15 protein-coding genes are annotated in these 19,612 nt (G+C 33.0%); 2 read left to right on the top strand and 13 right to left on the bottom strand.

Annotation, left to right across the window (positions count from 1 at the left end):
• Nucleotides 1-21 precede the first annotated feature (21 nt).
• The 10 genes from OA85_RS03405 to OA85_RS03360 all read right to left on the bottom strand — a co-directional run bounded on the left by OA85_RS03405 (nucleotide 22) and on the right by OA85_RS03360 (nucleotide 13,673).
• Nucleotides 22-1,074, bottom strand: a complete 1,053-nt coding sequence (locus tag OA85_RS03405; RefSeq protein ID WP_039108093.1) for a type III polyketide synthase — start codon at nucleotides 1,072-1,074, stop codon at nucleotides 22-24.
• Nucleotides 1,071-1,784, bottom strand: a complete 714-nt coding sequence (locus tag OA85_RS03400; RefSeq protein WP_039108092.1) for a methyltransferase domain-containing protein — start codon at nucleotides 1,782-1,784, stop codon at nucleotides 1,071-1,073. Before OA85_RS03400 ends, OA85_RS03405 begins: the two co-directional genes overlap by 4 nt.
• Nucleotides 1,785-2,915 (bottom strand): NAD(P)/FAD-dependent oxidoreductase, encoded by a 1,131-nt coding sequence (locus tag OA85_RS03395; protein WP_039108091.1) that lies wholly within the window; start codon nucleotides 2,913-2,915, stop codon nucleotides 1,785-1,787.
• Between the two features lie 158 nt (nucleotides 2,916-3,073).
• Entirely contained in the window at nucleotides 3,074-4,981 is a 1,908-nt protein-coding gene (gene acs / locus OA85_RS03390; RefSeq protein WP_039108090.1) for an acetate--CoA ligase, read from the bottom strand.
• 483 nt (nucleotides 4,982-5,464) lie between these two features.
• Nucleotides 5,465-6,934: a ketol-acid reductoisomerase gene (gene ilvC / locus OA85_RS03385; RefSeq protein ID WP_039108089.1), complete on the bottom strand. Its 1,470-nt coding sequence runs from the start codon at nucleotides 6,932-6,934 to the stop codon at nucleotides 5,465-5,467.
• A gap of 88 nt (nucleotides 6,935-7,022) precedes the next feature.
• On the bottom strand, nucleotides 7,023-7,544 hold the full coding sequence (ilvN, locus tag OA85_RS03380) for an acetolactate synthase small subunit (protein ID WP_039108088.1): 522 nt from the start codon (nucleotides 7,542-7,544) through the stop codon (nucleotides 7,023-7,025).
• A gap of 4 nt (nucleotides 7,545-7,548) precedes the next feature.
• Nucleotides 7,549-9,243: a biosynthetic-type acetolactate synthase large subunit gene (ilvB, locus tag OA85_RS03375; RefSeq protein ID WP_039108087.1), complete on the bottom strand. Its 1,695-nt coding sequence runs from the start codon at nucleotides 9,241-9,243 to the stop codon at nucleotides 7,549-7,551.
• Nucleotides 9,244-9,392: 149 nt separating this feature from the next.
• Nucleotides 9,393-11,066 carry a dihydroxy-acid dehydratase gene (gene ilvD, locus OA85_RS03370; protein ID WP_039108086.1) on the bottom strand — a complete coding sequence of 558 codons (1,674 nt, stop codon included), beginning with the start codon at nucleotides 11,064-11,066 and terminating at the stop codon, nucleotides 9,393-9,395.
• Nucleotides 11,067-11,336: 270 nt separating this feature from the next.
• Entirely contained in the window at nucleotides 11,337-12,452 is a 1,116-nt protein-coding gene (leuB, locus tag OA85_RS03365; RefSeq protein WP_035672497.1) for a 3-isopropylmalate dehydrogenase, read from the bottom strand.
• 45 nt (nucleotides 12,453-12,497) lie between these two features.
• On the bottom strand, nucleotides 12,498-13,673 hold the full coding sequence (locus tag OA85_RS03360; RefSeq protein WP_082014141.1) for a 2-isopropylmalate synthase: 1,176 nt from the start codon (nucleotides 13,671-13,673) through the stop codon (nucleotides 12,498-12,500).
• Nucleotides 13,674-13,827: 154 nt separating this feature from the next.
• On the opposite strand from OA85_RS03360, the gene OA85_RS03355 reads away from it, so the two are divergent.
• Nucleotides 13,828-15,372, top strand: a complete 1,545-nt coding sequence (locus OA85_RS03355; protein WP_039108085.1) for a hypothetical protein — start codon at nucleotides 13,828-13,830, stop codon at nucleotides 15,370-15,372.
• A gap of 147 nt (nucleotides 15,373-15,519) precedes the next feature.
• Here the strand turns inward: OA85_RS03355 and OA85_RS03350 are convergent, their stop codons facing one another.
• A complete protein-coding gene (locus tag OA85_RS03350) occupies nucleotides 15,520-15,810 on the bottom strand; it encodes a putative quinol monooxygenase (protein ID WP_039108084.1) in 291 nt (96 codons plus the stop codon).
• A gap of 2 nt (nucleotides 15,811-15,812) precedes the next feature.
• Entirely contained in the window at nucleotides 15,813-16,406 is a 594-nt protein-coding gene (locus OA85_RS03345) for an NAD(P)H-dependent oxidoreductase (protein ID WP_039108083.1), read from the bottom strand.
• Between the two features lie 96 nt (nucleotides 16,407-16,502).
• Here OA85_RS03345 and OA85_RS03340 point away from each other — a divergent pair, with 96 nt between their 5' ends.
• A complete protein-coding gene (locus tag OA85_RS03340; RefSeq protein WP_039108082.1) occupies nucleotides 16,503-17,396 on the top strand; it encodes a LysR family transcriptional regulator in 894 nt (297 codons plus the stop codon).
• Between the two features lie 216 nt (nucleotides 17,397-17,612).
• On the opposite strand, the gene OA85_RS03330 is transcribed toward OA85_RS03340, so the two are convergent.
• Nucleotides 17,613-19,589 (bottom strand): thiamine pyrophosphate-dependent enzyme, encoded by a 1,977-nt coding sequence (locus OA85_RS03330; protein ID WP_039108079.1) that lies wholly within the window; start codon nucleotides 19,587-19,589, stop codon nucleotides 17,613-17,615.
• Nucleotides 19,590-19,612: the final 23 nt, after the last annotated feature.

The raw sequence follows: 19,612 nt of genomic DNA, 5'->3' as shown, positions 1-19,612 counted from the left end.
CCCTATTTGGGTCTTAAGTGACTAAAACTGCAATAAAACACGTTGCGCCGAAAATCCCGGACCAAAACTCAACATTAATCCTTTCTCTCCTTTTTTAGGTTTGCTGTCCATAATTCGTTCTAAAACATACAAAACAGTCGCACTTGACATGTTTCCATACAATCGTAACACTTCTTTTGTGTCGTCAATGTTTTTTCCTAAATCAGAAAATAAACGTTCAACCGTTTGAACAATTTTTTTTCCACCAGGATGAAAAACTAAATGATCAATAGTTTCAATAGTTTCGGTATTCTTTTCTAAAAATGGATTAATGATATCCGGAAAATGTGACGCAATAGTTTCAGGAACTTCAATATCCAATACCATTTGTAAACCAGAGTTCGTGAGCTTAAAACCCATCATCTGAATGTTATCATAAAAATGATACATTTCTTCAGCTAGAATTTCTGGACCTTCGTCATCCTGATGGGAAGAAAGCAAAACGCAAGCTGCACCATCACCAAAAATAGCTGCGCTTACAATATTGGCCATCGAAAAATCATCTAATTGAAATGTTGCTGTTGGGCTTTCAACTGCAATAACTGCAGCCCGTTTTCCAGGATTAGCCTGCAAGAAATTTTTAGCATAAATAATTCCCGAAATCCCGGCGGCACAACCCATTTCAGTTACTGGAAGCCTAACTATGTCTTGACGTAATTTTAATTTATTAATCAAATAAGCATCCAATGACGGAATCATAATTCCAGTACAACTTACCGTAATAATGTAATCTAAATCTTCGGGATTCCAATTGGCCTTTTTCAATGCTTTTTCTAATACTTTTTCACCTAAATCAATTACCTCCCGAACATAAATATCATTTCTTTCCTCAAAAGAAGTTTTCGTGAAGACTTCAATTGGATCCATAATAGAATACCGTTTATCAACTGCAGCACCTTCAAAAATTTTCTTTACTTTTCTGATGAAACGTTCGTCTTGTCCTACTAACCAGGCATCCAAAAATGGAATAATTTCTTCCGTTGTTCTGGAGTACTTCGGTAATTGTTTTGCAACGGTTTTTATTTTTACACTCATATTTTCGAAATTATCCACTGGTAGCGAAAAGCCCATTTCCAATGAATTTTATAGTTGTTAAAATTTAATTTTTGAGAGAAATGAATCAATTCTTCTTTTTTAAAACCTCTTAAAATTGAAATTAATCCATCTTCCCGTGACATATCATTTAATCGAAAAACAAAACATAATGCCTGAAATAACCGATAAGCTACTGAACTCCTTTGTAAATCATTTATAACAATTCCAACATTCGAATTGGTATTAAACACGTTCAATAAATGGACTATTTCATTGTTTTTAAAATGATGTAAGGTCAAAGTACACAGTACAATATCATATTTTAATTCTTGAAAAGGTTTATCAAATATATCTTCACATTGGTACGATATATTAGAATATTTTTTAGATAATTTTTGCGCATGATTGATCGTGAAATTATTAGCATCAATACCAATTAATTGAAATTTAAGATTATTTTTTAATCCAAAATCCGCCAATGTGCGTAACATGTCTCCATTACCACAACCTACATCAACAATTCTTATTTCATTTGATTTTGAAATATCCTTAATCAAATCCTGAACACCTCGTAAAGTTAATAGGTTTCCGCCTAAAAGCCGATTGATTTGTGCAATTTTGTCTAAGGCATCCCGTAAGATTTCTCCTTCCATAGCAAAATCATCCATGGTTTCAGGTTCGTCCGTTCTGTATTTGGTGTTTATAAACATTTATGAGCTTAAAATTATAGGTTTTCCATGCGTTTTTTTTATAATTTTCGGCAATAAAAACGGAAATGCAATCAATATACGCATTAATATACCTGAGAGTTTTTGCTTTTGCAAAAGATTAGCTAAAAATCTCCCTATTTTTAATCTTTGACTAAAATTAGAACGCCACTCCTTAATGTATTTTTTTTCTAATTCGTTTCTGGACTTGATTTCATCATTGCAATATTTCTCCACTAATTCAGAAACAATTTTAGCACTATGAATAGCCATTGCCATTCCATTTCCACACAAAGGATGAATTAGTCCGGCAGTATCTCCAATCATCAAAATATGATTTTCAACAGCTTGTTTTTTTTCGAATGAAATTTGGCTTATTGTTAATGGTTTTTCGAAAAGCAAGTCACTTTTTTCGAAAATTGTTTTTAAATGTGGGTTTTGAGAAACTACTTTATTTTGATATTCTTCAACGTTTTTAAACTTCTTGAAAGTTTCGTAATCTGCTAAATAACAAATATTAATAACATCATCTTCTACTTTTGAAACACCACAATAACCACCTTTAAAGTTATGCAATCCAACCAAATCACTGGGAAAATGTCCTGAATAATGGCCTTTGACAGCCAGCCATGGTGATTTCTTCTGAATAAAATTACGATTTAGTTTTTGATCAATAATAGAGCGTTTACCAAAAGCTCCAATTACAATTTTAGCTTTTAAAATAGTTTTATTTGAAGTTGTAACGGTAAATGTATCATCCTCAAAAACTATTCCTTCAACTAAATCCTGAATAATTTTGCAACCATTTACAATTGCTTTTTTATATAAATATTCATCAAGTGAATAACGGCTAATTCCAAATCCACCAAGAGGCAAAGTACTATTAATTGTCTTTCCTTTAACTGTCGAAAGCTCAAGTTTTATAATCGATGTAGGATGTAAATCAGCTATTTTTAAATCAAGCCAATTAAGATAAGGTAAAACTTCATTGGAAATATATTCTCCACAAACTTTATGTTTTGGAAATTTATTTTTTTCTACAACAGTAACTTGAAATCCAATTTTGGATAAATGAATTGCAGCTGTCAAACCTGCTAAACCGCCACCAATAATTAAGACTTCCTTATTTTTCATACTGAAGTAAATTTATGGATTTGTTTATTAATGTAGTTATGATATTTAATAAAAAACTTACATAATTAATTATTGTTTTTTATCAAGAAATGTTGAATGTTGTATTAGAATTAAGGCGAAAAAAAAAGCTGTTTGATTACAAACAGCTTTTTTTTAATTTACAATTTTCCTTCTTTTATTTCTTCTACAATTTCAGGATTTAATAATGTTGTAGTATCTCCAAAATTCGAATAATCTCCTTCGGCTATTTTACGTAAAATTCTACGCATGATTTTTCCGGAACGGGTTTTTGGTAAACCGGAAACAAATTGAATTTTATCTAACTTAGCAATTGGACCGATATGATCTGATATATGCTGATTTATTTCTTTGATAAGATTTTCTTTATTTCTTGTTTCTCCAGTTTCTTTTAGAATAACAAAACCGTATAATGCATTTCCTTTTACATCATGAGGGAAACCTACAATGGCTGATTCAGCAACTGCAGGATGCTCATTAATAGCGTCTTCAATAGGTGCTGTTCCTAAATTGTGTCCTGAAACAATAACAACATCATCTACACGACCTGTAATTCTGTAATAGCCCACTTCATCACGCAAAGCACCATCTCCAGTGAAATATTTTCCTGGAAAAGTAGAAAAATAAGTATCTATATATCGCTGGTGATTGCCCCAAATTGTTCTCGCAATTCCTGGCCATGGAAATTTAATACACAAACTACCTACCACTTGATTACCTTCTATTTCATTTCGTTTTTCGTCCATTAATACCGGTTGAATCCCTGGTAATGGCAAAGTAGCATAAGTTGGTTTAGTTGGCGTCACAAAAGCGATTGGAGAAATCATAATTCCACCCGTTTCAGTTTGCCACCACGTATCAACAACGGGACATCTTTTATCTCCAACATGGTCATTATACCAGTGCCAAGCTTCTTCATTAATTGGCTCCCCTACTGAACCGATTACTTTTAATGATTTTAAAGGGAATTTTTGTACATATTCTAAGCTTTCTTTTGCTAAAGCACGAATAGCCGTTGGTGCAGTGTAAAACTGGGTAACTTTATGTTTTTCGATAATTTCCCAGAAACGACTAAAATCAGGATAAGAAGGAACGCCTTCAAAAATAACGGTTGTCCCACCATTCAATAATGGACCATATAAAGCATACGAATGTCCAGTAATCCAACCTATATCAGCGGTACACCAAAAAATGTCATTTTCTTCATGATTAAAAACATTTTTAAACGTGTAAGCAGTATAAACCATATATCCTGCTGTAGTATGTACCATTCCTTTTGGTTTTCCGGTTGAACCAGAAGTATAAAGAATAAATAAAGGATCTTCGGCATCCATAATTTCAGCGACATTGTTATCTGAAGCTTCGTCTAAAAGCGGTTGCAACCATTGGTCACGACCTTCTTTCATCTCTATATTAGTATTCGTTCTTTTAACTACCAAAACATTTGAAACAGAAGGGCAATTTGTCAATGCTTCATCAATTATTCCTTTTAAATCAATAGTTTTATTTCCACGATAACCACCATCTGACGTGATGACCATTTTACATTCGCTATCGTTAATTCTTGTTGCAACTGCCGAAGCCGAGAATCCTGCAAAAACAACCGAATGGATAGCTCCAATTCTGGCACAAGCCAAAGTTGTTATGGCAAGTTCAGGAATCATTGGTAAATAAATACAAACACGATCTCCTTTTTTTATGCCTTGTTCTCGCAATACGTTTGCCATTTTACAAACGCGTTGGTGTAATTCATTATAGGTTATATGTAAAGCAGTTTCTGTTGGGTCATTTGGCTCAAAAATAATAGCCGACTTTTCACCTCTTTTAGCAAGATGTCTGTCGATACAGTTTTTGGTCATATTCACTTTAGCTTCCGTAAACCATTTTACTTCGGCTTCAGCCATATTAAAATCGACAACTTTATCCCATTGTTGGTACCAAGTAAAATTTTCTTCTGCTATTTTGCCCCAAAATTTTCTGGGCTCACGAACTGATTTATTATAATGTTTAAAATATTGTTCTAAATTATCAATTTTATAGTAGCTCATGTTTTTTAATTTTTTATAAAAGTATTAAATCTCAAGCTATTCTTAAAATTATTTAAATTATAAATTCCTATAGAAATTTAAATATTAAATAAAAAAAATAACTTTTTAATGATAACTTGTTCGTTTTTTACTTTTTTTTGAAATTTTGATACAAACAAAAAAAGCGAGATAGATTTCCTACCCCGCCTTTTATCTCAACAAAATTTAACAACAAATAATTTTTGCAATAAAAAAAGTGCTTTATTACAACTTCAATTAGAGACCTCTTTAATACATTTTAATATATAAAGGTAGTTTCTAATTCTATTTTAAATAAAGGAATTACTTCACTTAACTCTCAGCTTGTTGGAAGTTAAGTGAATGTAATATGCATCTATATCCTCTTTTCTTTTAATAAGTGCTTACTAATTCAAAATATTATGGATTCAAATGATATAATGCAAATCCCAACACACCCTCTTGTGTGGTAATTCCTAATTTTTATTATCCTATTTTTTTCATTGCAGTCATAGATTCTCTCAACCACTCTCCTACTTCTTCAATAGGATGTTGACGAATACTTTTATTTACCGCAATAAGTACTGCATTATCTACTCCATTAGAAGTTGAGAATGGTTTCCCAATTATGTTTGTTTCTACCGTTTTCATAAAATCAACCAATAAAGGCTTACAAGCATGATCAAACAAATAACAACCGTATTCTGCAGTATCCGAAATGATTCTGTTCATTTCATATAATTTTTTTCTTGCTACTGTATTAGCAATCAAAGGCAATTCATGTAAAGATTCGTAGTAAGCTGATTCTTCAATAATTCCTGATTGTGTCATAGTTTCGAAAGCCAATTCTACACCTGCTTTAACCATAGCAATCATCAAAACACCATTGTCAAAATATTCTTGCTCTGAAATATGAGCTGCTGTTGGAGCCGTTTTTTCAAAATTAGTTTCTGCAGTTGCAGCTCTCCAAGTCAATAAATTAACATCATTATTGTCCCAGTCAATCATCATGTTTCTTGAAAATTCTCCAGAAATGATATCGTCTTGATGTTTTTGGAATAATGGACGCATGATATCTTTCAATTCTTCCGAAATTTCATAAGCTTCGATTTTTGCAGGATTTGAAAGACGATCCATCATATTTGTAATTCCACCATGTTTCAAAGCTTCAGTTATAGTTTCCCAACCGTATTGAATTAATTTTGAAGCATAAGCTGGCTCGATTCCTTTTTCAACCATTTTGTCGAAACATAAAATTGAACCTGTTTGTAACATTCCACAAAGAATGGTTTGTTCTCCCATTAAATCCGATTTTACTTCAGCAACAAATGAAGAGTTCAAAACTCCTGCTCTATGTCCTCCAGTAGCAACTGCATACGCTTTTGCTTGTTCAAAACCTTCACCGTTTGGATTGTTTTCAGGGTGAACTGCAATTAAAGTTGGTACACCAAAACCTCTTTTATATTCTTCACGAACCTCAGATCCTGGACATTTAGGAGCACACATAATTACAGTGATGTCTTTACGAATTTGCATTCCTTCTTCTACAATATTGAAACCATGAGAATACGCTAATGTTGAACCGTTTTTCATCAAAGGCATGATTGCTGTTACTACAGCAGTATGTTGTTTATCTGGAGTAAGGTTACAAACCAAATCAGCAGTTGGAATTAATTCTTCATACGTTCCCACTTTGAAACCATTATCAGCAGCATTCATATAAGAAGCTCTTTTTTGAGCAATTGCTTCTGCACGCAATGCGTAAGAAATATCTAAACCTGAATCTCTCATGTTCAAACCTTGGTTCAAACCTTGAGCTCCACAACCTACGATAACTACTTTTTTTCCTGCTAATGCTGCTATACCATTTGTAAATTCTGATTGATCCATGAATTCGCAAACGCCTAATTGTTCTAATTGTAATCTAAGTGGTAATGAATTGAAATAATTTGCCATCTTTTTTTATTTAATGATTTTAAAATTTAATACTTGAAATTTTGATTGCTGCAATAGCGCTCTATAAAGTGTTACTGCAAAATGAATTCTATTTAAGCTCTTCTAATAAAGTTGATATTTCCATTTTTTCTTTGGAAACCGATATTCTCCCTGAACGTACAAATTGCATGATTCCGAAAGGTTTTAATTTTTCATATAGTTCTTCAATCTCAGAGCGTCTTCCAGATTTTGAAATCACAAAAAAGTCTCTTGATACTGTGACGATTTCCGAATGACTTTCTTTAATGATGTTTTGTATTTGTCTTTCATCAAATAACAAACTCGAATGTATTTTGAATAAAGCACTTTCTAAGAAAATAGTTTCTTCATCAACATGATAAAATGCTTTGATTACTTCGATTTGTTTTTCGATTTGACCTACAATATTTTTCACCCATTTTTCAGTTGTATCCACTACAATGATGAATCTGGAAACATTTTCTATTTCTGATTCGGATACATTTAGACTTAATATATTGATATGGCGTTTCAAGAATATTCCTGATATTCTGTTTAATAAGCCAACGTTGTTTTCTGAATAAACAGAAATGGTGAATGTTTTATTTTCCATAATATTAACTTAATCTCATCTCAGAAACCGATGCTCCAGTTGGAATCATTGGGAATACATTATTTTCTTTTTCTACCATAACTTCAAGGAAGTACGATTCTTTTGAAGCCATCATTTCAGCAACGGCCGCATCTAAATCTTCTCTTTTGGTTACTTTTTTTGCTTTAATATAATAACCTTCAGCAATCGCTATAAAATTAGGATTGATCATCTCCGTAGAAGCATATCTTTTGTCAAAAAACAATTGTTGCCACTGACGCACCATTCCTAAAAATTCGTTGTTCAAAACAACAATTTTTACAGGAACTTTAGTTTGAAAAATAGTTCCTAATTCCTGAATAGTCATTTGAAAACCACCATCTCCAATAATAGCAACCACTTCACGTTCCGGCATTCCCATTTTGGCACCAATAGCAGCCGGTAAAGCAAATCCCATCGTTCCTAAACCTCCGGAATTAATGATGCTTTTTGTCGAATTAAATTTAGCATAACGACAGGCAAACATCTGGTGTTGTCCTACATCAGGTACAATTATAGCATCCCCTTTAGAATGTTTGTTAATCATTTCGATAGTTTCACCCATAGAAATTCCTTCTTTCTTAGGTTTTAACTCGTCATTGATTACCTCTTCTAGTTCAATTTTATACATTTCCTTGAACTCATTGTGCCAAGATTCGTGTGTATTACTTTTGATTAAAGGAAGTAAGGCAGTTAGCGATTCTTTGACATCAGCTAAAACGGCCACAGTTGTTTTTACATTTTTATCTATCTCCGACGGATCAATTTCGAAGTGAATAACTTTGGCTTGTTTTGCATAAGTGGCTAAATTTCCAGTCACACGGTCGTCAAAACGCATTCCAAGTGCAATCAAAACATCACATTCGTTTGTTAATAGATTAGGTCCGTAATTTCCGTGCATTCCTAACATTCCTACATTTAAGGGATGATCTGTTGGCAATGCCGAAAGTCCTAAAATAGTCCAAGCAGCAGGAATTCCAGATTTTTCAACTAATGCTTTTAATTGTTCTTCCGCTTCGCTAAGAATAATTCCCTGACCAAAAACGATATATGGTTTTTTTGCATTATTAATGAGTTCCGCAGCCGCTGCAATTTTTTCAATGTCTAAAGTTGGCTTAGGATTATAACTTCTAATGCTAGTACATTTTTTATAACTAAATTCAATTTCGTCAAATTGAGCATTTTTTGTAATATCAATTAAAACTGGACCTGGACGACCTGATCTTGCAATATAAAATGCTTTTGCAATGATTTCAGGTATTTCATGTGCCTCGGTAATTTGATAATTCCATTTGGTTACTGGAGTCGAAATTCCAATAATATCAGTTTCCTGAAACGCATCTGAACCCAATAAATGTTTCCCTACCTGACCTGTAATACAAACCATTGGTGTTGAATCAATTTGAGCATCGGCAATTCCAGTTACAAGATTTGTTGCTCCAGGGCCTGAAGTAGCTATTGCAACTCCAACTTTTCCTGTTGCTCTTGCAAATCCTTGAGCGGCATGTGTAGCACCTTGTTCGTGACGTACTAAAACATGCTGTAATTGATCTTGAAATTTATATAATTCGTCGTAAACCGGCATTATGGCACCTCCTGGATAACCATAAACTAGGTCTACTCCTTCTTCTAATAAGCATCTAATAACGGCTTCTGCGCCTGATATTTTATTTGTTCCCATGGGTACGTTTATTATTTTTTCTCATCTCTCCCGAAACTTCGGGGCTCTAAAAAAGAGAGACATCTGAGATTGATATAGTATTCTTATTTTTTACTTTCAAATAAAAGTCCAAACCCTATTTTATATTTCCCCTTCGGGATTTAGGGGGATTATTTATCGGTTACACATCCTTCAGAGGCACTGGAGACCGAACGCATATATTTAAGTAACACTCCTTGTTTAATTGGTGATTCTGGTTGAACCCAGTTGGCTTTACGTTTTGCCAATTCTTCGTCAGATATTTTCATATTGATAGTGTTTTTCACAGCATCAATTGTAATCACATCACCGTTTTCTATCAATGCAATTCCTCCACCTTCATAGGCTTCTGGAGTAACGTGTCCTACCACAAAACCGTGAGAACCTCCAGAGAAACGTCCGTCAGTAATCAAAGCGACAGTACTTCCTAAACCAGCTCCCATAATAGCAGATGTTGGTTTTAACATTTCAGACATACCAGGGCCACCTTTTGGACCACAGTAACGAATAATCACTACGTTTCCAGGCTTAACTTCACCTCCTTGTATTCCTTTAATTACATCTTTTTCATTTTCATAAACTACTGCTGTACCTTCAAAAAACTCTCCTTCTTTTCCGCTAATTTTAGCTACACAACCTTCTGAAGCTAAGTTTCCGTATAGAATTTGAATATTTCCAGTAGCTTTCAATGCTTTTTGGATTTCATGAATCACTTCTTGACCATCATGTAAATCAGGAATTGAAGCTAAATTCTCCGCTATTGTTTTACCTGTTACTGTCAAACATTCACCGTGTAAGAAACCTTCTTTTAATAAATATTTCATTACCGCTGGAACACCTCCTACATTATGTAAATCTTCCATTAAGTATTTACCACTTGGTTTCAAGTCGGCTAATAATGGTGTTTTATCGCTGATATCCTGAAAATCTTTTAATGTGAGTTCAATACCTACAGCGTGAGCCATTGCAATTAAGTGCATCACTGCATTTGTTGAACCACCTAAAACTGCTACCATAGTAATTGCATTTTCAAATGCTTTACGAGTCATGATATCTCTAGGCTTAATATCTTTTTCTAGTAATATTTTGATTGCTTTACCAGCATCAGCACATTCTTGTTTCTTTTCCGGACTCAAAGCAGGATTAGAAGAACTGTAAGGCAAACTCATTCCTAATGCTTCAATTGCTGATGACATCGTGTTAGCAGTGTACATTCCACCACAAGCACCTGCACCGGGACAAGCATTTTGTATTACTCCTTTGAAATCTTCAGGTGTAATAGAATTGCTGAATTTTTTTCCTAATGCTTCAAAAGCAGAAACAATATTCAAATCTTCACCTTTCCATTTTCCTGGGTGAATTGATCCTCCGTAAACCATAATAGAAGGGCGATTTACTCTACCCATAGCCATTAGCGCTCCTGGCATATTTTTATCACAACCTGGAACAGCAATCATACCATCATACCATTGCGCTCCCATAACTGTTTCAATAGAATCCGCAATTACATCACGAGAAACCAAAGAAAAACGCATTCCATCATTACCATTAGAAATACCGTCACTTACACCAATAGTATTAAAAATCAAACCCACTAAATCTTCTTTCCAGACGCCAGTCTTAATATCTTTAGCCAAATCGTTTAAGTGCATGTTACAAGGATTTCCGTCGTAACCCATACTCACAATTCCTACCTGCGCTTTTTTAAGATCCTCTTCTGTCAAGCCAATTCCGTAAAACATTGCTTGAGAAGCTGGCTGTGTTTCGTCTTGGGTGATTGTTTTGCTGTATTTATTTAATTCCATTATATGATTGTTTCTGTATTTTTTAAATTTATTCCAAAAAAAAACCTTCCAAAATAATTGGAAGGTTTTAAATATTTTTTTAATTATATCTATAACATTCCTACTGCACATGTGATTACCACATTGACATTAATAATTGAAGAAATAATAGTTACGATTTTCATTTTTTTTATTTGCTTCAAAAGTATGAAAAACAAACAGAACAAAAAAATACAACCTTAAAATTATAAGCACTTTTCAATTATTAAATGCACTTTGATCATTGTTTTGTTAAACAATAGTCGATTGTCCTATTTGGACATTGTCACTTTTAAAATATAAATCATCTTTGCTTAAAATGACATTCGAAATAAAATCTCCAACTTCGTTCGTACCAAATTTTGAATCTGCTTTCAAATCTACTGTCACAACATTATATTCAATCGCTTTTTCTACTGCCTCATACACTTTTTTAGCTTCTTTATGAAGTCCAAAATGTTCTAAAAGCATTGCTGCTGATAATATGGAAGCAATTGGATTAGCTATGTTTTTCCCTTTTGCTTGCGGATAAGAACCATGAATAGGTTCAAAAAGCGCATTTTTATTTCCTAATGATGCCGAAGCCAATAATCCTATAGAACCTGTAATTACACTGGCTTCATCAGATAATATATCTCCAAATAAATTTTCGGTCAAAATGACATCAAATTGTTTTGGATTTAAGATGATTTGCATCGCAGCATTATCAACAAAAAGAAAATCCAATAGTACATCAGGATAATTTTCGCTTACTGTTTTAACTACTTTTCTCCATAAACGAGAAGTTTCAAGCACATTAGCTTTATCCACCATCGTTACTTTTTTACGTCTATTTTGCGCAGCTTTAAAAGCCAAATGAGTAATTCTGGTGATTTCTTCTTCTGAATATTCGCATAAATCAGAAGCTATTGTACCAGCATCGTTCAATTTTTTCTCGCCAAAATAAACACCTCCGGTAAGTTCTCTGAAAATAGTAAAATCAGCACCTTCGATTATTTCTCTTTTTAAAGGAGAAGAATCTAATAATGACTTATATGGTTTTATAGGTCGGATATTTGCAAAAAGACCTAATTCTTTTCTCAATTTTAATAAACCTTGCTCCGGACGAACTTTAGCACTGGGATTGTTGTCGTATTTTGGATCACCAATAGCGCCAAACAAAACTGCATCCGTATTAAGACAAAGATTAAGCGTTTGTTCCGGAAGAGGGTTTCCGGTTTTATCTATGGCAACAGCTCCCATAAGAGCATCTTCAAAAACAAATTCATGATCATATACCACACCTATAGCATATAAAGCTTTCTTTGCCTGTAAGGTCACCTCTGGTCCTATTCCGTCTCCTGGCAATACTGCTATTTTTAAATTCATGGTTTAGTTTTTTATATAATTATACTATTGTAAATAGTGCTTTTATTAACTTCTTATTAAATCACTTTGTATTTTACAAGCTTCAATAATTTGATGAATATCATCATCTAAAACTTCTTTTTTGATATCGGCAAATTTTAAGAACTCAATATAAACTACATCCAATTGTACTTTAGTAAGTTCATATCCTACTTTTTTTGCTCTGTATGCCAATGCTGCTCTACCACTTCTAGCAGTAAGAACTATTGAAGACTCATTGACACCTACATCCAAAGGATCCATGATTTCATAAGTTGCTCTGTTTTTAATCACACCGTCCTGATGAATTCCTGAACTGTGTGCAAAAGCATTAGCACCAACAATCGCTTTATTTGGTTGCACCATCATTCCCATACTTTCAGAAACCAAACGACTCATTTCATTCAACTGTTTCGTATTGATATCAGTATATAGATTTAAATAAGGATGTTGTTTAAAAATCATTACCACTTCTTCAAGTGCAGTGTTTCCGGCTCTTTCTCCTATTCCATTTATAGTACATTCTATTTGTCTTGCTCCGTTTACCGCACCAGCAATAGAATTAGCAGTTGCCATTCCTAAATCATTATGACAATGGCAAGAAAGAATAACATTTTCAATACCTTTTACGTTTTCTTTTAGGTATTTTATTTTAGCACCATATTCTTCCGGTAAGCAATACCCGGTAGTATCAGGAATATTAAGTACTGTAGCACCTGATTTTATTACTTCTTCACAAACTCTTGCCAAGAAATCATTATCAGTTCTACCAGCATCTTCAGCATAAAATTCTACATCTTCGACATACGATTTAGCATGTGAAACAGCAAATTTTGCTCTAGCGATAATATCTTCTCTAGTAGTATTTAATTTGTGTATTATATGTGAATTTGAAGTTCCAATTCCAGTATGAATACGTGGTTTTTTAGCATGTTTTAAAGCAGCTGCAGCAACATCTATATCATTTTTCACTGCTCTGGTTAAACCACAAACAGTTGCATTTTTTACAATTTTACTAATTTCAGAAACAGATAAAAAATCACCTGGACTAGAAACAGGAAAACCAGCTTCAATAATGTCAACACCCATTTCGTCTAGGCGATTTGCTATAACGAGTTTTTGATTGGTATCTAGTTTACATCCTGGGACCTGTTCTCCATCTCTTAAAGTGGTATCAAAAATTTGAACTTTCTCTCTATTCATTTTCATTTATTTAATGTAATTTCACATCTCGATAACAAATTTATATTTCATTACTTTAATATAAAACTCATTTTAACGAAATATACTGCTTATAAAGAGAATTAAAACTTTATAATATATTGATTAACAAACAATTAGACCACAATATTTTACAATGGCTAACCATCAAAAAGATTTCTTATTTGTATTAATAAAATCCCTTTCAAAGTCTGAAAAAAGACAATTTAAGATTTTTGCGAGCCGACTCGAGACAAGTTCAAATACAAAATTCATCGAATTATTCAATATTTTAGATAAATCAGAAGTGTATGATGAGAAACTTATTTTGAAAAGCGGTATCATTAAAAAAGTACAATTATCCAACCTGAAGTCCTATTTATACAAACAAATTTTAGTGAGTATTCGATTGAATATTCCGAGTCAAAATATTCGCTATCAACTAAGAGAGCAAATTGATTTTGCAGCTATATTGTACAATAAAGGTTTGTACAAGCAAAGTTTAAAAATTTTGGATAAAACAAAGATTCTGGCATTAGAAAATGACGAAAAACTCATGGCGTATGAGATTGTAGAATTCGAAAAACTAATTGAATCACAATACATTACGCGAAGTATTCAAGGACGCGCCGATGAGTTAGTTATTCAGGCCAAAGAATTGAATTATCGCAATACTATTTCCAGTAAATTATCCAATTTATCGCTGCAGTTATACGGTATTATGCTCAAAACAGGTTATGTAAAGAGTGACGAGGAGTATAAATATATAGACGACTATTTCAATAAACACATTTCTAAATTTGACGAGAAAAAATTTGGATTTCGTGAAAAATACTGGTTTTATAATGCCAATCTTTGGCATAGCTTCTTAGTGCAGGACTTTTTAGCCAGTTATAAATATGCTTACAAATGGGTTAATCTTTTTTATGATAACCCCAATATGATTTATCTAAATCCAGTGTTTTTCCTCAAAGGAAACCATTATTTATTGGAGTCTTTATACATGCTTAAATACAAATCAAATTTTAAAAAATATTTGGTTTTACTCGAAGAGACTATCAGTGATCCTCGTTTTCCGGTGAATGATAATATAGCTTCTTTATCATTTTTGTATTTGTACAATAACAAATTAAATTATCATATTTTAGAAGGCACTTTTGCTGAAAGTGAATACTTAATTCCCGAAATTTTAGACAAATTAAAATTACATAGTGAACATCTTGATGAACATCACGAAATGTTGTTTTACTATAAAATCGCTTCTATTTATTTTGGTAATGAAAAATATAATGAATGTATATTTTATTTAGAAAAAATCATAAATAACAAAAATCTTTCAATGCGGGAAGATTTAATGTGCTTTTCTAGGATTCTTTGTCTGATAGCTCATTACGAATTAGGCAAAGATTATTACTTAGAAAACCAATTGAAAAATACCTACAAGTTTTTATTGAAAATGAATGACTTACATGAGGTTCAAAAGGAAATTATGCGATTCATGAAAAACCTAAACTCTATTTACCCTAGTGATATCAAAAAAGAGTTTGTAAAAATGAGAGAGCGATTTATCGAATTGGAAAAAAATACTTACGAAAAAAGAGCTTTTCTTTATCTTGATATTATCTCTTGGCTCGAAAGTAAAATTGAAAACCGAAAAATCAGTGATATCATTAAGGAAAAAGCAAAATTGAGTAATCGATAAGATTGTATGCCATAAAAAGGAGGTTATAAACCTCCTTTTATTATTATTTTTTTATAATATCTTCAAATACAGCGCATTTTGCAAATTTATTTTCTCAATAAATAATCATTGGCAAAAAAAAGACTATCATTTCTGATAGCCATTTTATTATCCTAATTTCTCTGTTTTATAAAGAATCGGTGTTTCCTGTAAAAGTAGTTTCGAATTTTCGAAAAACGACTGAATGTAAGACTGTCGATTATGATTATCCAATCCGTCTTGATTTTCCCAAATCTCATGAAAAATAAAGGTGCTTGGTTCATTATGACTTTGATGCAAATCATATTGAAGACAAGCGGCTTCTTTTATGGAATTTTGAACTATATCAAGTAAAAGAGATTTCAATGTCTCTATACTTTCCGGTTTGCTTTTTATGATTACTGTTAGATTTATTGTCATAATTAATTTAAAAATAGTTGTGTTAAATGTTTATGATACAATTTAATATCATTGTCTACATCCGCATTTTTTTCAATATCATGAAAATGCATACTTTGCAATGGTTTCATTCCTGTAAAAGCATTCATTCTGTGAAAACCAAATAATGGTCCTTCATCAACGCTGTGCTGGTTAAAAAATTCTCCTGGCAAAGTAAAAGCTTCTTTTGGCGCATTCCAAGATGTGGTTAACATATATTTTTTGCCATGAAGCATTCCTCCTGTTCCATAATTAATCGTTGGATTTTCTGAAGATCGTCCATCACTTTTGTAAATCCCTTTTGCGTGACCTTCAGTAAAAACCACATCTATGTATTTTTTAAATCCGTGAGGCAATTGAAACCACCATATTGGTGTGTGATAGATGATTACATCTGCCCAAACAAATTTATCAACTTCTGCAGCAGGATTGTAATCGTCATTGATATTTGTTGTTTTTATTTCAAAATCGTTATTGTTTTTGAAAAAATTCAAGGTTTCGTTCGAAATGGTTTCATTGAATCTACCTCCGGAATGGCCAAACTTTTGTCCGCCATTAATTATAAATATTTTTGTCATGATTTGTATTTTTAATTTGATGATGCAAAGTTAGAACGAGAAAACCTATTATTAAAATAACATAATTCATACCTTTGTATCATAATTATAATAGCTATGGTGAATTTAGAATGGTATCGCACCTTTAAAGCGGTTTATAAAACAGGAACGTTGACTAGTGCCGCAGAAGTCTTATTTATTTCCCAACCAGGAGTGAGTTTACATTTGAGTTCTTTGGAAAACTATGTGGGTTATAAATTATTTGACCGAACAGGCCGAAAAATGGTTCCTACCGAAAAAGGAAAAGTACTTTATAATTTTATAATTGAAGCATTAACCAAACTGGAAGAAGCCGAAAAAAATTTTCAAAGAAGTACCGAGAAAAATACCCCTACGATAAGTGTAGGTATGTGTTTTGAAACTTTTCAAATTACTCTGGAACAGTATATTTCAACCTTGCCATTTAATGTTATCATTCAGTTTGGTGAATATCCGGAAATGGTGGAAAGTTTAGAAAAAGGGATTCTAGATTTAATCATTACGCCACAGATGGTGATCAAAAACACGATTGAATATCAGGTATTTTCTTCCGAAACTATTGTACTTGTTGGCGGTAGCGAAATTGATAATTTGGAATTCAATTCAATAGAAAAAAATGAAAGTATAGAAGAAATTGAACTTTGGTTAAAACAACAAAAATGGTATGGAACCACTGGAGATATGGAACATTTACGACGTTTTTGGCAGTTAAATTTTAATAAATACCCAGATTTCAGACCTAATTATATTGTTCCTAATCTAAATTCTATCGTGCGTTGTTTGAGCAGTGGCAAGGGACTGGCTGTTGTTCCTGATTTTCTTTGCCGAAAAGAAATTGATAATGGTTCCATTAAAATGATTTGGGAAGGAAAAACTCCACTAAAAAACACACTCTATTTTGCAACCAGAAAAAAAACAATGTATCAGGAAGAAATAGCGCTGATTAAGAAAATATTTATGGAACTGAACTAAAACACTGCGTTTAAAAAATATTCATTACTTTTAAAGAACACTTAACAATTGAAATTATGAATGGATTTTTCAAAACGATACTTGCAGGTTACGGCGCCAAAAAATTAGGTGGTGGCTGTTTTGGAACAATTATTATTTTTATAATAATCTATTGGATATTAGGTTATTTTTAGAGTTTTGATTCTAAAAATAACCTAATTCTATTAAGTTCAAATATTAGTAATTCAATAATTCTTTCAAATCATTTTCGAATCTGCCTTTCGGCAAATATTGATCTTCCAATGCTTTTGTAAATGGAATTGGCGTGTCTAAACTCGCCACGCGTTTTACAGGAGCATCAAGGTATTTGAAACAATTTTCCATTATCATTGCCGAAATATCGCTGGCAATTCCGCCAAACATACTGTCTTCCTGATAAATCACTACCCTTCCTGTTTTCTTTACCGATGCGAAAATTGCTTCTGTATCCAAAGGTTGTAAGGTTCTTAAATCGAGTAAATCAGCTGAGATTTCAGGGTTTTTAGCTAACGTTTCCAAAGCCCAATGTACCGCTGCACCAAAGGAAATTATAGTAACCTGATTTCCTTCTTTCAATAAAGCCGCTTTTCCTAATGGAATTGTATAATAATTGGTAGGAACGTCTTGGTAAACGCTTCTGTACAATTGCTTGTGTTCAAAGAATAATACTGGATTCGGATCGTTTATAGAAGTATTTAAAAGCCCTTTGGCATCATATGGAAATGCGGGATAAACTACTTTTAAACCTGGTGTTTTGGTAAACCAAGCTTCATTGGTTTGCGAATGAAATGGACCAGCTTGTGTTCCGCCACCGCAAGGCATCCTTACCACAACATCAGCCTTTTCTAACCAACGGTAATGTGATTTGGCCAATAAATTCACAATTGGATTGAATCCTGTTGAAACAAAATCAGCAAATTGCATTTCCACAATCGCTTTGTATCCATTAATCGATAATCCCATTCCAGCCGAAACCACTGCACTTTCACAAATAGGTGTATTGATAACCCGCTCTTTGCCAAACTGCGCTACAAAACCATCGGTAATTTTGAAAGCACCACCATATTCAGCAATATCTTGGCCCATGATAACAGAATTTTCATGACGTTCCATTGATTGCCTCAAACTAGTAGAAATGGCATCAATAAAACGAATATTTTCTTTTTCTTCTGATGGTTTAACTTTCTCGAATGTATATGGTTTATAAACATCATTTAATTCTTCACTTAATGTAGCTTCGATCTCAGGCTCCGCATTGGCAACAGCTAAACTCTCATCAATGGTTGCCTTTATTTCAGCATGTAAAGCCGCGTCAAAATCGGCTGTAAGAATTCCGTTTTCGGTCAAATATTTTTTATAATTTTCCACTGGATCTTTGATTGCCCACATATCCATTAACTCTTGTGGAACATATTTAGTGCCACTCGCCTCTTCATGTCCGCGCATTCTGAAGGTTTTGAATTCCAATAAAACAGGACGTGGATTTTCTTTCATCGAAGCTTTCAATTCAGATAACAAATTATAGACTTCCAGAATATTATTACCATCAATAATATGGCTTTCCATTCCATATCCTTTTCCTTTATCGGCTAGGTTTTCGCAACGGTATTGTTCATTTGTAGGTGTCGATAGTCCGTAACCATTATTCTCTATTACAAACATAACTGGCAATTCCCAAACGGAAGCAATATTTAAAGCTTCATGAAAATCACCTTCACTGGTAGCGCCTTCACCAGTAAAAACAGCGGTAACTTTTCCGTTTTTCTTAAGTTTATTGGCCAAAGCGATTCCGTCTGCAACTCCTAATTGAGGTCCTAAATGCGAAATCATTCCAATAATCTTATATTGTTGGGTTCCAAAGTGAAAACTTCGATCACGGCCTTTAGTAAAACCATTGGCTTTGCCCTGCCATTGTGAAAACAATCGGTACAATGGAATGTTTCTTCCTGTAAAAACACCTAGATTTCTGTGCATTGGTAAAATATACTCATCAGAATCTAAAACTGCCGTAACTCCTACAGAAATAGCCTCTTGTCCAATCCCTGAAAACCATTTGGATACTTTTCCCTGACGAATTAGTATCAACATTTTTTCTTCTATCAGTCTTGGCTTCAGTATTCTTTTATATAAATCTAATAATTGATCGTCAGTAAGATTTTTTCGGTCAAAAGTCATTTTTTCGGTTTTATTATATGGTT

The organism is Flavobacterium sp. AED, assembly GCF_000812945.1.
Taxonomy (GTDB): Bacteria; Bacteroidota; Bacteroidia; order Flavobacteriales; family Flavobacteriaceae; genus Flavobacterium.
Note: the sequence above shows the minus strand (reverse complement) of the source record. Positions and strands in the feature narration are given on the sequence as shown.

Bases quoted from the DNA above. Each gene is read 5' to 3' on its own strand.
- OA85_RS03405 (WP_039108093.1), bottom strand. From the start codon at position 1,074: ATGAGTGTAAAAATAAAAACCGTTGCAAAACAATTACCGAAGTACTCC.
- OA85_RS03400 (WP_039108092.1), bottom strand. From the start codon at position 1,784: ATGTTTATAAACACCAAATACAGAACGGACGAACCTGAAACCATGGAT.
- OA85_RS03395 (WP_039108091.1), bottom strand. From the start codon at position 2,915: ATGAAAAATAAGGAAGTCTTAATTATTGGTGGCGGTTTAGCAGGTTTG.
- acs (WP_039108090.1), bottom strand. From the start codon at position 4,981: ATGAGCTACTATAAAATTGATAATTTAGAACAATATTTTAAACATTAT.
- ilvC (WP_039108089.1), bottom strand. From the start codon at position 6,934: ATGGCAAATTATTTCAATTCATTACCACTTAGATTACAATTAGAACAA.
- ilvN (WP_039108088.1), bottom strand. From the start codon at position 7,544: ATGGAAAATAAAACATTCACCATTTCTGTTTATTCAGAAAACAACGTT.
- ilvB (WP_039108087.1), bottom strand. From the start codon at position 9,243: ATGGGAACAAATAAAATATCAGGCGCAGAAGCCGTTATTAGATGCTTA.
- ilvD (WP_039108086.1), bottom strand. From the start codon at position 11,066: ATGGAATTAAATAAATACAGCAAAACAATCACCCAAGACGAAACACAG.
- leuB (WP_035672497.1), bottom strand. From the start codon at position 12,452: ATGAATTTAAAAATAGCAGTATTGCCAGGAGACGGAATAGGACCAGAG.
- OA85_RS03360 (WP_082014141.1), bottom strand. From the start codon at position 13,673: ATGAATAGAGAGAAAGTTCAAATTTTTGATACCACTTTAAGAGATGGA.
- OA85_RS03355 (WP_039108085.1), top strand. From the start codon at position 13,828: ATGGCTAACCATCAAAAAGATTTCTTATTTGTATTAATAAAATCCCTT.
- OA85_RS03350 (WP_039108084.1), bottom strand. From the start codon at position 15,810: ATGACAATAAATCTAACAGTAATCATAAAAAGCAAACCGGAAAGTATA.
- OA85_RS03345 (WP_039108083.1), bottom strand. From the start codon at position 16,406: ATGACAAAAATATTTATAATTAATGGCGGACAAAAGTTTGGCCATTCC.
- OA85_RS03340 (WP_039108082.1), top strand. From the start codon at position 16,503: ATGGTGAATTTAGAATGGTATCGCACCTTTAAAGCGGTTTATAAAACA.
- OA85_RS03330 (WP_039108079.1), bottom strand. From the start codon at position 19,589: ATGACTTTTGACCGAAAAAATCTTACTGACGATCAATTATTAGATTTA.